At 47.4% G+C, this 14,507-nt stretch carries 15 protein-coding genes, 1 rRNA gene and 1 riboswitch; of the genes, 15 read left to right on the top strand and 1 reads right to left on the bottom strand.

Annotated elements, in window-relative coordinates; genetic code table 11:
- From rrf to rsmI, 12 genes are all read left to right on the top strand, one after another.
- Positions 1 to 88, top strand: a 5S ribosomal RNA gene (gene rrf / locus GRF59_RS28965); the annotation flags it as partial.
- Positions 89 to 457: 369 nt separating this feature from the next.
- Positions 458 to 877, top strand: coding sequence for a hypothetical protein (locus GRF59_RS28960; protein ID WP_160501168.1), 420 nt, complete (start codon positions 458 to 460; stop codon positions 875 to 877).
- A 799-nt stretch (positions 878 to 1,676) separates the two neighbouring features.
- On the top strand, positions 1,677 to 1,862 hold the full coding sequence (locus GRF59_RS28955) for a sigma factor G inhibitor Gin (RefSeq protein ID WP_160501167.1): 186 nt from the start codon (positions 1,677 to 1,679) through the stop codon (positions 1,860 to 1,862).
- 264 nt (positions 1,863 to 2,126) lie between these two features.
- On the top strand, positions 2,127 to 3,731 hold the full coding sequence (locus GRF59_RS28950; protein WP_160501166.1) for an aminotransferase class I/II-fold pyridoxal phosphate-dependent enzyme: 1,605 nt from the start codon (positions 2,127 to 2,129) through the stop codon (positions 3,729 to 3,731).
- Positions 3,731 to 4,375, top strand: a complete 645-nt coding sequence (tmk, locus tag GRF59_RS28945; RefSeq protein ID WP_160501165.1) for a dTMP kinase — start codon at positions 3,731 to 3,733, stop codon at positions 4,373 to 4,375. The genes GRF59_RS28950 and tmk overlap by 1 nt, the downstream gene beginning before the upstream one ends.
- Before the next feature lie 146 nt (positions 4,376 to 4,521).
- Entirely contained in the window at positions 4,522 to 4,851 is a 330-nt protein-coding gene (locus GRF59_RS28940) for a cyclic-di-AMP receptor (protein WP_136607543.1), read from the top strand.
- A gap of 198 nt (positions 4,852 to 5,049) precedes the next feature.
- Entirely contained in the window at positions 5,050 to 5,493 is a 444-nt protein-coding gene (locus GRF59_RS28935) for a DUF327 family protein (protein ID WP_160501172.1), read from the top strand.
- A gap of 215 nt (positions 5,494 to 5,708) precedes the next feature.
- Positions 5,709 to 6,683 (top strand): DNA polymerase III subunit delta', encoded by a 975-nt coding sequence (gene holB / locus GRF59_RS28930; protein ID WP_160501164.1) that lies wholly within the window; start codon positions 5,709 to 5,711, stop codon positions 6,681 to 6,683.
- Between the two features lie 45 nt (positions 6,684 to 6,728).
- Entirely contained in the window at positions 6,729 to 7,529 is an 801-nt protein-coding gene (locus tag GRF59_RS28925) for a PSP1 domain-containing protein (protein ID WP_160501163.1), read from the top strand.
- Between the two features lie 28 nt (positions 7,530 to 7,557).
- The gene (gene yabA / locus GRF59_RS28920) at positions 7,558 to 7,923 is read left to right on the top strand and encodes a DNA replication initiation control protein YabA (RefSeq protein ID WP_160501162.1); all 366 of its coding nucleotides are present in this window, start codon (positions 7,558 to 7,560) and stop codon (positions 7,921 to 7,923) included.
- Between the two features lie 142 nt (positions 7,924 to 8,065).
- Positions 8,066 to 8,827, top strand: a complete 762-nt coding sequence (locus tag GRF59_RS28915) for a tRNA1(Val) (adenine(37)-N6)-methyltransferase (protein WP_160501171.1) — start codon at positions 8,066 to 8,068, stop codon at positions 8,825 to 8,827.
- Positions 8,824 to 9,708: a 16S rRNA (cytidine(1402)-2'-O)-methyltransferase gene (gene rsmI / locus GRF59_RS28910; RefSeq protein ID WP_160501161.1), complete on the top strand. Its 885-nt coding sequence runs from the start codon at positions 8,824 to 8,826 to the stop codon at positions 9,706 to 9,708. Before GRF59_RS28915 ends, rsmI begins: the two co-directional genes overlap by 4 nt.
- 204 nt (positions 9,709 to 9,912) lie before the next feature.
- Here rsmI and GRF59_RS28905 read toward each other — a convergent pair whose 3' ends face one another.
- Positions 9,913 to 10,167 (bottom strand): AbrB/MazE/SpoVT family DNA-binding domain-containing protein, encoded by a 255-nt coding sequence (locus GRF59_RS28905; RefSeq protein ID WP_006207408.1) that lies wholly within the window; start codon positions 10,165 to 10,167, stop codon positions 9,913 to 9,915.
- 315 nt (positions 10,168 to 10,482) lie between these two features.
- Here GRF59_RS28905 and GRF59_RS28900 point away from each other — a divergent pair, with 315 nt between their 5' ends.
- From GRF59_RS28900 to GRF59_RS28890, 3 genes are all read left to right on the top strand, one after another.
- Positions 10,483 to 11,763 (top strand): HD domain-containing protein, encoded by a 1,281-nt coding sequence (locus GRF59_RS28900; protein ID WP_160501160.1) that lies wholly within the window; start codon positions 10,483 to 10,485, stop codon positions 11,761 to 11,763.
- Positions 11,764 to 11,820: 57 nt separating this feature from the next.
- Positions 11,821 to 12,591, top strand: coding sequence for a TatD family hydrolase (locus GRF59_RS28895; RefSeq protein WP_160501159.1), 771 nt, complete (start codon positions 11,821 to 11,823; stop codon positions 12,589 to 12,591).
- Positions 12,592 to 12,796: 205 nt separating this feature from the next.
- Positions 12,797 to 13,022, top strand: a riboswitch (cyclic di-AMP (ydaO/yuaA leader).
- 273 nt (positions 13,023 to 13,295) lie between these two features.
- Entirely contained in the window at positions 13,296 to 14,453 is a 1,158-nt protein-coding gene (locus GRF59_RS28890; RefSeq protein WP_160501158.1) for a ubiquitin-like domain-containing protein, read from the top strand.
- Positions 14,454 to 14,507 lie beyond the last annotated feature (54 nt).

The following is a 14,507-nucleotide window of genomic DNA, read 5'->3' as shown; positions in this document are numbered from 1 at the left end:
CGTACCCATCCCGAACACGACCGTTAAGCCCTCCAGCGCCGATGGTACTTGGACCGAAGGGTCCTGGGAGAGTAGGATGCTGCCAAGCGAAGAACCACTGTTGATGCAATTCAACGGTGGTTTTTTTGTTTATATAGGTGAAGGCTTCTTTGTTGATGATTGTACTTTTAGTATCTGAAAGAAATCGGTGAATGAATCGTAGAAACAACTTTACGGGGGTAGAGTTTAAATTATAGAGGTAAAGTTCATCTTACAGTAAGGCTAAGTCTGGAGAGGCAATAAAGCGGTTATGAAGGTATTAAGATTATTTTAAGGTGAAGAAAGTATAATCGGTAAACTAATGTAACATTTTTGTTACCGACGCGCCAAAAGTTGTAAGTATAATATTGAGTGTACATGTCAGGAGGTGCTTTTAAGATTTTTGATGGTTCATGAACTTAGAAGAAGGAGGACATACATGCGCAGACAATCATGGCTGCATGCTCTTCTTTTGTTTGGCATTGTCGTTGTGCTGATTACAGGCTGTGGAAAGTCTGAGCCTTCATGGACCACTTTTGAGGGAGCGGCCAACGAGAAAACCTTTCCGGTGCCAAAAGAAGCAAATCGAACTGACCGTAATGTAGGAACTACCAAAATAGATTATGTCCGATATTCCATGAATGGCCTTAAAGAAAAGGAAAGCATCCCGGAAGTTTATCTGCAGAAGATTAAGGAATGGGGATGGAGAGAGAACACCGAGGATTCAGAGGAGGCTTCTAGGGTTTTTGAGAAGCAGAATCGAATCGTTCATCTAACAATTCACGATAACTATTTTACGGTCACTGTTCAAACAAAGGGCAAGGCGACAGTGAAAAGTACAGACTCCGCTAAACCATAAAGACCCGCATCTAAGGATGCAGGTCTTTTTTTAATACGTCGATTGATTCATAGTTTTGAGCCTTATTGCTGATAGTAGCTTATATCTTGATTATTAAATTTGATCATACCATCTTTGCGCACCCCGGAAAGACGGGCATAAGCGTAAAAGCGGGGAAGCAGAAACCAAAAATGCCAGAAGAATAAAGAAATGACAAACGCAAATGGAGACATAAAAAGCAAAATAAGAAAGAGTACAAGGCCAATTGCTGTTATGTAGGTATAGACCTTGCGAAATAATCTGAAGCTGATGTGCTGATCTGTTATGTATCCGATCCAGGGAAGCTGCATGGAGAATTTCCATCGCTTGCGATAGGAGGAGCCGGATAGCAGCAGAACCGAACGCGAAATGACATAGTGTATCCATAAGACGAGAGGTGCCGCTATTGCGAAGTAGAACAGGCTTGTCCAGGATATGAGAAGCATCTCCGCTATAATAGCAATATAGGGAAGAATAAGGTAGCAGCGAACTAATATCCGTGTAACCGGGATTTTTCGGATTAGTTTATAGTGATAAAAGGTAGCGTTAATATTATTCTCCTCAGCCATAGAAAAATAGCGTTCCTCCCTTGCCTTCTTTAATACATATATCGGCTGTTTGAGTAGATTTTTTTAAGTTTTCCGGTACAAACACGCGTAAAGTCGCAGTTGAATATGAATGTTGTAGGTCATTGGGGATATGAAACAACTATGAAAAGGTTTAAAATAATAGAAAATGAGCCATACTTCATAGTAATCAAAGAAACAAGGTGGGATGGTTGATGGAAGATCATACCGAACACGTCTGTATTATTTGCGGGCAAACCAAAGAAGAAGGAATCACGATTGTATCACAGTTCATTTGTGAGGATTGCGAAAGCGAAATGGTGCATACGGATACCGAAGACGCAAAATATCATTATTTTATTCATCAAATGAGACAAATCAGCATGCAAACCCATGTATAAGCAAGGACATTCCAGAACAATTCGATAATCAAAATACATTGTTCCGCATATATGGCGGATAAAGGGAGGGGGCCAGTGGCTGCTGCCCTTTTTTTATGAGCTCAGGAAGAAAGAAAAGCTATGTCTCATAAAGGCCTTGGTTTGGGTTATTGCTTACGTAGAAAGCGTGATCAAAAAGGAGAGTAATCAGGTGTCTTCATAGCCTGATGGTTCAATATACGTTAAAATAGGGTAGAGATTGAAATCGGAAGGAAATAAATTGTCATGAAGCGTGTAGAGCTGCAAAAAATACAGGCGCCTTTGTACGAGGCGCTTTATCAATATAAAAATAGCAGACAGGCGTCCTTTCATGTACCAGGTCATAAAAAGGGAAGAGCTTACGCTTCTTGGGGAGGTGCAGGCTTCCTGGAACAGGTGATGGAGGCGGACGTTACGGAAATCGCCGGCACGGATGATCTTCATCATCCGGAGGGCATTATCCGTGATGCGCAATTGCTGGCAGCGGACTGCTTTGGATCAGATGAGAGCTTCTTTCTGGTTGGAGGCAGCACATCTGGTAACTTGGCCATGATCCTGACCGTTTGTGCGAATCCGGGGGATATCCTGTTGGTACAGCGGAATGTTCATAAATCGGTGCTGAACGGTTTAATGCTTGCAGGAGCGAAGGCGGTGTTCCTGAAGTCGGAGATGGACGAGACCAGCGGATTGTTCATTGCTCCGACTCCTGAGACGCTATCGGCTGCTCTGGCAGCTTATCCGGAGTCCAAGGGCGTGCTGATCACGATGCCGAATTATTATGGCATGGGTATGAATCTGGCGCTGCTCGCCGAGGTCTGTCACCGGCACGACGTGCCGCTCATGGTGGACGAGGCGCACGGCGCCCATTACGGGCAGCATCCAAGGCTGCCGCAAAGCGCTTTGGCCAGCGGCGCGGACGTCGCCGTGCAATCGACGCACAAGATGCTGGCCGCGCTCACCATGGGAGCCATGCTGCATGTACAGGGTCCGCGGATCAACCGCGGACTCCTCCGCCAGCGGCTCGCCATGGTGCAGAGCTCGAGCCCATCCTACCCGGTGATGGGCTCGCTGGACCTGGCAAGGCGCCTCCTGCATGTGCAGGGCGCCGAGGCCTTCACGGCGGGACTTGCCGCCGTAGAATCCTTGAAGAGCGGTCTGGCGGAGCTGCCGCGTTTTGGGCTGCTGCAGCCGCAGGATCAGCAGCAGGCGGATCTCACTGGAGAAGCAGCGGATGTGTACACTTCGCAGGATCCCTTCAAGGTGGTCATCTACGACCGCCTAGGGATCCTGGGTGGCTACGAGCTGCAGCGTAGGCTGGAAGCATACGGATGCATTCCCGAGATGAGCGATGACCGACATGTGGTCCTGCTCTATAGCATGGGGTCGACGGAGGAGGACACTCGTCACCTTTTAAAGGCCCTCTCGCATATATCTGTAGAGAAGGCGGATGCCCAGCAATTGTATCCTCTGAAGGATCACGCGGCCGCCTTCCCTGGACAGTCCTTCACGGATGAAGATGCAACGGAGGGGACGTTTGTCGAATTTTCCACGTGGAACAATTCATTTCAAAACCAGTTTTCAGAGCCGATCCCTTTCAATTTGGTACCGCTAGAACCGGATGAGGCAGAAGCCATTCCGCTGCGAGCCAGTTCAGGCAAAATAGCCGCGGAAATGATCATTCCTTACCCGCCAGGCATTCCGCTCCTGTACGCGGGGGAACGGATTACGGTAGAAACTGCCGCTAAGCTGCAGAGACTTGCGCAGGCTGGGGCCAAATGCCAAGGGGCGCTCGATCCGGAACTGAAGACGATACTCGTATACAAGAACAGCAGAAAGCAGGGGAATGTTTGATGAACAGGGGCCAGGGAATATTTGTTACGCTTGAAGGAGGGGAGGGATCCGGAAAAACAACAGTAATCTCCAGACTGAAGACCTATCTTGAGAGCCGATCTATTCCTCATATTATCACCCGCGAGCCGGGAGGCATTGAGATTGCCGAGAAGATTCGCGAAATCATTTTGAATCCCAGCCATACAGCGATGGATGCGCGTACGGAGGCGCTGCTGTATGCCGCTTCACGAAGCCAGCATTTGGCGGAAAAGGTGGAGCCGGCACTTGCTGAAGGCAAGCTGGTCATGTGTGACCGGTTTGTGGATAGCAGTCTGGTCTACCAAGGTTACGCACGCGGAATCGGCATGGAGCAGGTGTGGAGCATTAACCAATTTGCAATTCATGACCGGATGCCGCAGCTTACCTTTTATCTGGATATTGAGCCGGAAGCCGGATTGGCCCGGATTGCGGCAAGCCGTGAGCGGGAGGTCAACCGTTTGGATTTGGAAGAGCTGTCGTTCCATCACAAAGTAAGAGAAGGCTATCTAAAGCTTGTCGAACGTTTTTCGGATCGGATTGTAGTGATTGATGCTTCCCAGACACTCGAAAATGTCGAGAGAGATATCATTCGGAGCCTGGAAGAGCGGATTTTAAAGGATTTTTGAGGATCTTTGTCAAATAAGTAAGGGAGGGCTTGTACTAGATAAATTGAACCTAATGAAATGTAGATCCCTTCTTACACAGATGGAGATAAATACTTTGGTTCGATTTTATAGCTGCAGGCTCAAAAATAAAGAGGAGGGAATGCAGGATGAAACTGATCGTTGCGATTGTACAGGATAAAGACAGCAACCGTTTGTCGGGAGGACTTGTAAAAGCAAATTTCCGGGCGACCAAGCTAGCAAGTACCGGCGGGTTTCTTCGGGCGGGTAACACCACATTTATGATCGGAGTGGATGACAGTCAGGTCGAAGCTGTTATGAATGTAATCCGCAGCAGTTGTAAAGTCAGGGAACAGCTTGTAACTCCGGTAACGCCAATGAGCGGTACGACAGATTCTTATTTGCCTCTTCCCGTTGAAGTTCAAGTGGGCGGAGCCACGGTATTCGTACTGCCGGTAGACCGCTTTGAGCATTTCTAAGCCTAAAGCAATTTTAATACATGAAACGGGAACGCGGCCTTGAATCCATTAACGACTCAGGCTTGCAGATTGTCAAACAATCATCCTATATAAAATGAACTAAAGAAGAGGTAGAGCATTTCGTATACCAACAGCATAGACGATGGCATGGCAAACTTTAGTTCAATTTATATGGGTTTAAAAAGGCAGGAGATTATAGTGAAGATCAACCCGGGGTTTAGACCCATTAAGAGCGAACTTCAGGTAACGGACGGTTCGGCAAAGCCGGTTCAGCAAAAGTCCTTCCTCGACGTGATGCAGCAGCAGACGGCCAATGCCTCTCAAGAGGAGCTTGGACGCCGGTTTAAGGAAATCCAAATGCAGGGGGACCGCTTGGCTAGAGCAATGACGATCCGGGAGTTAAAGGCTTACCGCATGCTCGTAAAGCGTTTTTTGGAGGATACGGTGAGACGAGGCGTTACCATGAAGGAAGCCCGGGGCTGGGACCGGCGTGGACGGGGAAAACGCTATAAATTGATAGACGAGATTGATTCGGCGCTTCTGGGAATGGCAGACGAACTGCTGGACAGCGAACAGGGCAAAATTGATTTGATGCAGCGGATTGGCGAAATTCGAGGCATGCTGATTAATCTCGTATTTTGAAGAAATAGGAATGAACATCACAGCCATCTCATGATACACTAGGATATAGCAGTATAATACAAACATGGATTGATCTAAGGGAAGATTCTCAAAGTCCGATTAGCGTAAATCTCGATCAGGATGAAATAGAAAGTAAAACTTACCGCTGTCTATATCATTTACCGGGAAGCAGCTAACATAGGATGATGCATATCTTTCATAGGAAGAGAGGAATTATGTCTTTTCAGGATATTATGGGGCAGGATACGGCCAAGCAGCTGCTGCAAAGCGCTCTCCGCAGTGATTCCGTCAGCCATGCGTATATTTTCAGCGGACCCGCCGGATGCGGGCAGATGAAGACGGCAATGACGTTTGCCCAGGCACTATTCTGTACCGAGCTACAAGATGATGCCTGTGGGCATTGCCTCGAATGCCGCAAAGTCCTGCACGGCAACCATCCCGATCTTCATCTTCTTGCTCCAGACGGCTCTTCCATTAAAATCGACCAGATCCGCGAATTGCAGCGGGTCTTTTCCTATCGTTCGGAATCGAAAAATCCGAAGGTATATATCATTGACCATGCGGACACGATGACCGTACAGGCTGCTAACAGTCTATTGAAATTTTTGGAGGAGCCGCCGGTACCCGCTGTAGCCGTGCTGATCACGGAAAATGGACAGGCTTTGCTTCCGACCATTCAGTCGCGTGCGCAGACCATTGCCTTCTTCCCGTTGAGACCGTCGCTTATGCTTCAGCAGCTGGTGGACGAAGGCCATCCACCTTTGCTTGCCCGGTGTGCGGTGCAGTTATCTTCAGGACTCGATGGCTGCCGTGAAATGATGGAGCAGAATTGGTTTGCAGAAATTAGAAACGTAATGTTACAATTAGGGAAGGAAACTCTCGGACGAGGCAGCTCCGCTCTGGTGACCGCAGGGCAGAAGGTGTTTAAAGCCGGACTTTCCGACCATCTGGATTTACTGCTAAGCTTGTTTCATTTGTGGTTCAAAGATATGGTACATGTCCAATACGGAAAGCACGAAAGTATCGTTTTCATAGATCAGTTGGAGTTCTTATCCACACATGCATCATCCCGCAGCACAGCTCAATGGGTCTCCTATATGGATTTGGCCGCAGAGTGTCAAAAAAAATTGCGCTACAATGTGAATGGCCAACTTTGTCTTGAACAATTTTTGATCGGTTTGGAAGGATAGCTTCAAGGCCAGCCAATTTTCTCTGGCATACAAGGGGGTTAGTTTTTGTACAGTGTAGTGGGTGTCCGCTTTAAAAAAGCGGGTAAAATCTATTACTTCGACCCGCTCGATTTTCCGATTGAGAAGGATAACAGCGTTATCGTCGAAACGGCGCGCGGTATCGAATACGGTAAAGTTGTCGTTGGAAAAAAAGAGGTGCAGGAAGCCGATGTAGTATTGCCGCTAAAAAAGGTAATACGCATTGCTGGTGATTCTGACGCACGCGTTGTGGAAGAGAACAAGCAGGCTGCGAAAGACGCTTTTACCACCTGTTTAAATAAAATCCGTGACCATGGGCTCAAAATGAAGCTGGTGGACGTGGAATTTACGTTTGACCGTAACAAGATTATTTTTTACTTTACAGCTGAGGGAAGAGTGGACTTCCGGGAGCTGGTCAAGGATTTGGCCGGTATTTTCCGGACACGTATTGAGCTCAGACAAATCGGGGTACGGGACGAAGCGAAGATGTTGGGCGGAATTGGCCCATGCGGTCGCATCCTTTGCTGCTCCTCGTGGCTCGGCGATTTCGAACCGGTATCCATTAAAATGGCCAAGGATCAAAGCTTATCGCTGAATCCGACCAAAATTTCCGGTTTGTGCGGAAGACTCATGTGCTGCCTGAAATTTGAGCATGATAATTATGAAAGTGTGAAGGAAGAACTGCCATCGGTAGGCAAAATCGTCATCACGTCCTTGGGCGAAGGTAAAGTCGTCGGAATCAACGCCGACACACGTTCTGTCCATGTCCAGCTGTTTGAAGTCGGCAAGGTCAAGGAACTGCAAATGGATGACGTTGTCATTAAGTAGACCATAGGGTTACTTTCGAGGTGGAAACTTGGAAAAGAAAAGTATTTTTGCACACATTCAAGAAATGGAAACACAAATGGGACAGATCCACAGTGATCTGGGTGAAATGAAGCTGATTATGAAAGAGCTGCTGGAGGAAAATCATCGTCTGACCTTAGAAAATGAACACCTCCGCAAAATCTTGAAGGAAGCTTTGCCTGCTGAAGAGGGTATACCTTTACCGCAGCCGCCTCATGTTTCGATGAAACCTGAGCACCCGAATGACGTGGTAGGTGAAGGCTATGACAACTTGGCAAGGCTTTATCATGAAGGCTTTCACATCTGCAACGTCTATTATGGACATTTGCGCACGGAAGGCGATTGCCTTTTCTGCCTGTCTTTTTTGAATAAATGAGGCCGTAGGAGAGACTCCTACGGTTTTTTTTAAGATATGGGATGTATTTGGAAATAGCATTGAAGCGAATACTCCACATTGTGGGGTTATTTTGCAATAATGAATGGTGAACATGAGAAAATGGATAAAGGAAAATAAATCGATGAATATGAACAAAAGCCTTCTGGAGCCGTCAGAACGTATTGATGATCTGTTGACTCATGATTTGCATATCATTCAGAGCGATGAGGTATTCAGCTTTTCCATGGATGCCGTTCTGCTAGCCCGGTTTGCAGGGATTCCGCCAAAGGGCAAAATCCTGGATTTATGTACGGGAAACGGTGTTATTCCCCTGCTTCTCACGACAAGAACTTTAGCCGATATTGAAGGCATTGAGATCCAGCCCCGTCTTGCGGGGATGGCACGCCGCAGTGTGGAGCTGAATGAGTTGCAGAAGAGAATTACCATTCGCGAGGGGGACCTAAGAGAACTGCACCAGGAAACGGGGCATGGCGTATACGACGCCATTACGGTGAATCCGCCTTATATGCCTCTGAACGGCAGTGATATTAAGCTGAATCCACATCAAGCGATTGCCCGACATGAGATTAGCTGCACATTGGAAGAGGTCATTCAAGCCTGTTTCAGATTGGTGAAACCTGGTGGAAAGGTAAGTATGGTGCATAAGCCACAGCGGCTTGCGGATATCATGGCGCTGATGCGGCAGTACCGGCTTGAACCGAAACGTCTGCGTTTTGTGCATCCGCGCGCCCATCTGGAGGCCAATATGGTGTTGATTGAAGCCATGCGTGACGGAAAACCGGAAGTAAGGCTCCTTCCGCCGCTAATCGTCTATAATGAACATAACCAATATTGTCCGGAGATTATGGATATATACTATGGTTCAAAAGAGGGAGAAGTATGAGTCTGACACGTCAAAGCAGTTTTCAAGAACAGTCTAATAACAGCAGGGGCTCATTGTATCTCGTGGGTACGCCAATCGGGAATCTGGAGGATATGACTTTTAGAGCCATCCGGACATTAAAGGAATGCGATATCATTGCAGCCGAAGACACGCGTCAGACCCGAAAATTGTTAACGCATTTCGAGATCAGTCCGCAGCTGCTGTTCAGTTATCATGAGCATAACAAGTCGGCAAGCGGACCTGAGCTGATACGCTATATAATAGAAGGAAAAAATTTGGCTCTTGTCAGCGATGCGGGTTTACCAGCCATTTCAGACCCTGGAGCGGACCTCGTAAAGCTGGCCATTGCAGAAGGGATAAACGTTATTCCCATTCCTGGCGCCAATGCAGCCTTAACCTCTCTAATTGCCTCCGGTTTACCGACTGAACGATTCACCTTCATCGGTTTCCTCCCCAGGGAACGTAAAGATGTGGAGAAAGTACTCCAGTCCTTTCGCGCTTCCCAAGGAACGCTGCTGTTTTATGAATCCCCTCACCGGGTAATCAAAACCCTGAATGCAATCCTGAGTGTTTATGGCAACCGGCAGGTCGTGCTGGCCAGAGAACTTACGAAAAGGTATGAGGAATTTGTTCGTGGCAGTGTAGAGGAATGTCTGGAATATCTCCAGGAGCATCCTCCTCTGGGCGAATATTGCATGGTCGTTGAAGGAACCAGTGTAGAGGAAGAGCAAGAACAACTAGCGGCCTGGTGGCAGAACCTGACGGTGGAGGAGCATGTGGCTCATTATGAGACCGAGGGTCATCCGCGCAAAGAGGCCATGAAGAAAACGGCGGGAGACCGCGGTGTTTCGAAGCGGGACATTTATAATGCATTAATATAAACCAGAATAAAATTGTATTTTTACTATAAAAAAACGCTCAACTGCGGGGGATTGCCACTTTAACGCACCCCCGCGCAGGAGAGCACGCGAAAAAAAGACAAAAAAATGTCTCCCAAGGCCGGGTTCTTAGCCTAGGAGACACCAAGGAGATATGAAAAAGGTTAGAATTAACAAATAGAATAATACTATTATATACTAAAAAACTTAATTTGTCACAGGTGTTGGGATTTCTGAGATACATTCGTGGCAAACAATTTTTCCTTTAAAGTAAGTCACGTTCTCAGCGTTTCCACAGAAGATGCAGGCTGGCTCGTATTTCTTGAGCATGATGCGCTCTCCGTCCACGTAAATTTCCAAAGCGTCTTTTTCCCCGATGCCCAATGTGCGGCGCAATTCAATTGGAATAACGACCCGGCCCAGTTCATCTACTTTTCTTACAATACCAGTTGATTTCATCATAACTGATCATTGCTCCTCTCGCCATAGTTTTAAAGTGTCATAATTCGACAACGTTCTCTCTTTTATGATATTAATAATACCAACGATTCCCAAAACAGTCAACCTGCAAATTTGTCATCGAAATCAGTACAGATCGCTTAAAAGCTGGGATATCGCACATATCAGGATTCTTTTCCCATTATATAACGTTGGTAGGATAATGTCGATTTGGAAATCTATATTTCTACCTTAAACGACACTATTCGACATAGATTGTCGAAAAAATTTCAAAATATTTTAATTTTTAACCAATAAATGAAGAGGGAAGTGGGAGATATGCATACTTTAAACGAAGAAAAGGTCTTTAAGGACCCGGTACATAATTATGTTCATGTGCAGCATTCTACCATCTGGCGTTTAATCAATACGACCGAGTTTCAACGGTTACGGCGAATCCGGCAGCTTGGCACCTCATATTTAACCTTCCACGGGGCAGAGCACAGCCGTTTTTCCCACTCTCTGGGTGTGTACGAAATTACCCGCCGGATCATTTCACAATTTGAACGGAGCGGTTACGCCGATTGGCCGCATAGCGAGAAGCTGCTCGCCCTGTGTGCGGCTCTGTTGCATGATCTTGGGCATGGTCCCTTTTCTCACTCCATAGAAGAGGCCTTTCATATGGATCATGAGGAATGGACCAGACGTATTATCCTAGGGGATACCGAAGTGAATGCGATCCTTACCGAAGTGGCGGCAGACTTTCCGACCAAGGTTGCATCTGTGATTGCAAAGGACTATGTCAATCCGATTGTGGTGAACCTCGTATCGAGTCCTCTTGATGCTGACCGGATGGATTATTTGCTACGCGACGCTTATTACACCGGCGTGAACTACGGTACGATCGACATCGACCGAATTCTCCGGATGCTTCGTCCTTATCAGGGAAGGGTCGTGGTGAAGGAATCGGGGATGCATGCGGTGGAAGATTATCTGATGTCCAGATATCAAATGTACTGGCAGGTGTATTTTCATCCGGTTACCCGCAGCTCGGAAATCATTTTACGGCAGATTTTCCGGCGTGCCAAGGAGCTGTATAAGGATGGCTATGTCTTCGGCTTTATGGTCGAGCCGTTACCGGGACTTTTTGAGGACAGGCTCTCGGTGCAGGATTACCTCAAGCTGGATGAGGCGCTGATTCAAACCGCGTTTTTGCAATGGACCAGTGAAAAGGATACGGTGCTGAGTGAATTATGCTGCCGTTTTATGCATCGTAGGTTGTATAAATATGTAGAGGTTGAATCGGTGGACCTAGAGATGATCGATGAAATCCGCAGGGAATTCAAGCGGGTAGGACTGAACCCCGAATATGACCTGGAGATTGATTTTCCGACGGATCTTCCGTACGATGTATTTCGTCCCGGTGACGAGGCCAGCCAGAAACAGATTCTGCTGCTCGACCGCGAGGAACGGCTGCGGGAAATTTCGGAGGTGTCGGATATTGTACGCTCGATCAGCGGCATCCACCGCGGCAAATATCACTTATATTACCCGGGTTCCAAGGTGAAGGACGTCATTTCCTCACTTCCCGACTCCATATCCCATATTTTCAAGCGATAACGACAAATACCACGAGAAGCCAAGCATTGGCTTTACGACAGGAAGGGAGAACTACACATGAATTTATTCGACACACATACCCATCTCGACGCGGCGCAGTTCGACGAGGACCGCGAGGAGACGATTCAGCGGGCGCGGGATGCCGGCGTTAGCCGTATGATTAACGTGGGGTTTAACCGGGAGACGATACCTTCCACGATGAAGCTTGCCGAGACGTATGATTTTATCTATGCCGCTGTCGGCTGGCACCCGCAGGATGCGATTACCATGAAGGAAGGCGATCTGGAATGGATTGCATCCTTATGCAGTCACGAGAAGGTTGTCGCCATTGGAGAAATTGGACTCGACTATTACTGGGATACTTCCCCCAAGGAAGTTCAACATCATGTGCTACGTCAGCAGATTGGTCTGGCTCGTGAACTTAAAATGCCGATCGTCATCCATAACCGGGACGCGCACGAGGATATCGTTAAAATTTTACGCGAGGAAAAAGCCAGTGAGGTCGGCGGGGTGATGCACTCCTATTCCGGCAGTTGGGAAACCGCTAAATTATGCCTCAATATGGGTTTTCACCTCTCCTTCGGCGGACCGATCACTTTCAAAAATGCCAGACAGCCCAAAGAAGTGCTTGCGCAGGTTCCAATGGACCGTTTATTGATCGAAACCGACTCCCCTTTTCTTACTCCGCATCCTTTCAGAGGCAAGCGAAATGAATCTGCACATGTAAGATTGGTTGCCGAAGCCGCTGCCCAGATAAAAGGGGTCGAGGTAGAGGAAATTGCCCAAATTACAACTAGAAATGCACTGGAACGATTTGGAATTGTTTGAAAACGGGAGAAAAACAGCTGAAAAAACGAGTATGAGCGACGGATTAAAGAATTTTAACCAATAAATCGAAGAATATTACATTTTTTTAACCATATATTCAAATAAACGTGGTTGATTGTGGCTTTACAACATGCATCAAAACAGGATATCATCTTGTCAGTAAGCTTCAGCTGCTGTAAGAGGTTTCCTTTTCGGCAGTTTCCAAGAACCATTCTCGCTGAGTCTTTCGTCTTCGAAAGAGCGGGGGAACCGATACATAGAGTTACGGCTTTACGGAAGCCGGAAGATAAGCTCATGATGTATTTGATTTCTTTTCAGGGTCTCTGGGGTGAATTCTAGCGTAGGCCGCCATGAGCGGATCTGCGAAGATAGGGCGGTTCTCTTTCGTCCAAACCCGACAGCTAACCCCGTAAGCGCCATAAAGAGAGGTATTCGTGCATTTACTTTTCCGTCATTCTGACATCTAGGGAAGCCACGAAAGAGTCCTCATATGCTCTTTACCCGGCTTCTTTTGTTTTGAATAAAGGAGAAGGCGTCGTCATACTGTTGTATAACAGGAGGTGACAAATCATGAATAAAAGACTGGTTTATGGTGCAAGAGCGCATGATCCTTGTGTGTTCTTGTAAAAATTTGAGTATAGCCCGCGTCAAAGTCATTCATGCGTAACTCTTAAATGGCGAGGCTATGAAGGAGGATCGAGAAAGTGGGATTTTTCCAACCAGAAGAGACCCATGATTCCAAAATCTCCAGCATGTCTTACGCATTGCGATGGAAGCATGAGAATTTGCGCCAAATCTCTACTGCAGCTATCGTTTCAATCGCGGTTACCATCATGATCATGCTGCTTGTCAACACGCAAACGCGCAAGCAGGTGTACCTGGTGGTAGACGGTCAGGTCAAATCGATACAGACCCATACATCTTTATTACAAGAAATGCTGGATGAGCAGTCTATCAGTCTTAGACCGGAGGATCAGATCTCCATGCCGCTGAGCGGTTCGCTCCAGGATGGAGACAAAGTGGTGATCGATCGTGCGGTTTCTGTTTCACTGACAGCTGATGGAGCAACAAAGCATTGGAATACGACAGGGAATACCGTTGGCGAGGTCCTGAAAGAAATGGGCGTATCGCTGAAGGAGACAGATAAAGTTACCCCGGCTCTGAGTGAGCCTGTTACCGGTCAAACGGATATTCAAATTGTGCGCATCAACAAACAGGTCGTGCAGCGTCATGAGAGCCTGCCCTTCCGCGTCATCAAAACTGCAGATCCCAGCCTGACAGCAGGCGAGGTCCGTGTCGTCCAGCAGGGTACGCCTGGCGTCATGGTGCAGCATATCGAGAAGGTATACCATGATGGCGAAATGGTCTCCATGCGCATGGTAGGCAAAGAAGTACAGACGAAAACGCTGGATAAAGTCATTGCTGTAGGCACCAAGAAGAAGCCTGTGGAAGCCGTAGTCAAAACAGCATCCGTGAAAACGGCAAGCACGGTCCAAACCAAGAAGGCTGTCAGCAGCAATAACCGTGTAAGCAAGGCTGGCGTCGATTTCTCATATAAAAAATTAATTCATGTATCCATGACGGCTTATTCTGCGGGCGAACCGGGTATCGGTACCCGTACGGCTACGGGAACTCGCGTAACAGAAGGCCGGACCATTGCAGTGGATCCCGGTGTGATTCCGCTCGGCTGGTGGGTGTACATTGAAGGCGTAGGGTTCCGCCGTGCTGAAGATACAGGCGGAGCGATTAAAGGCAACAAGGTCGATATTTATTATGACTCCGTGAAGCGCGCCAACAGTTTTGGCCGCAAGTCCGGACTCAAGGTATACGTGATCGGACCGGTGAAGCCGGAACTGAATTAATTGAGTTTTACAATGCCATTCTAATGTTATAGTATTATGATCATGAAAATGTCA

It is taken from the genome of Paenibacillus dendrobii, assembly GCF_009807035.1.
Taxonomy (GTDB): Bacteria; Bacillota; Bacilli; order Paenibacillales; family Paenibacillaceae; genus Paenibacillus_AQ; species Paenibacillus_AQ dendrobii.
The sequence above is the reverse complement of the archived record's forward strand: the minus strand, read 5'-3'. Positions and strand labels throughout refer to the sequence as shown.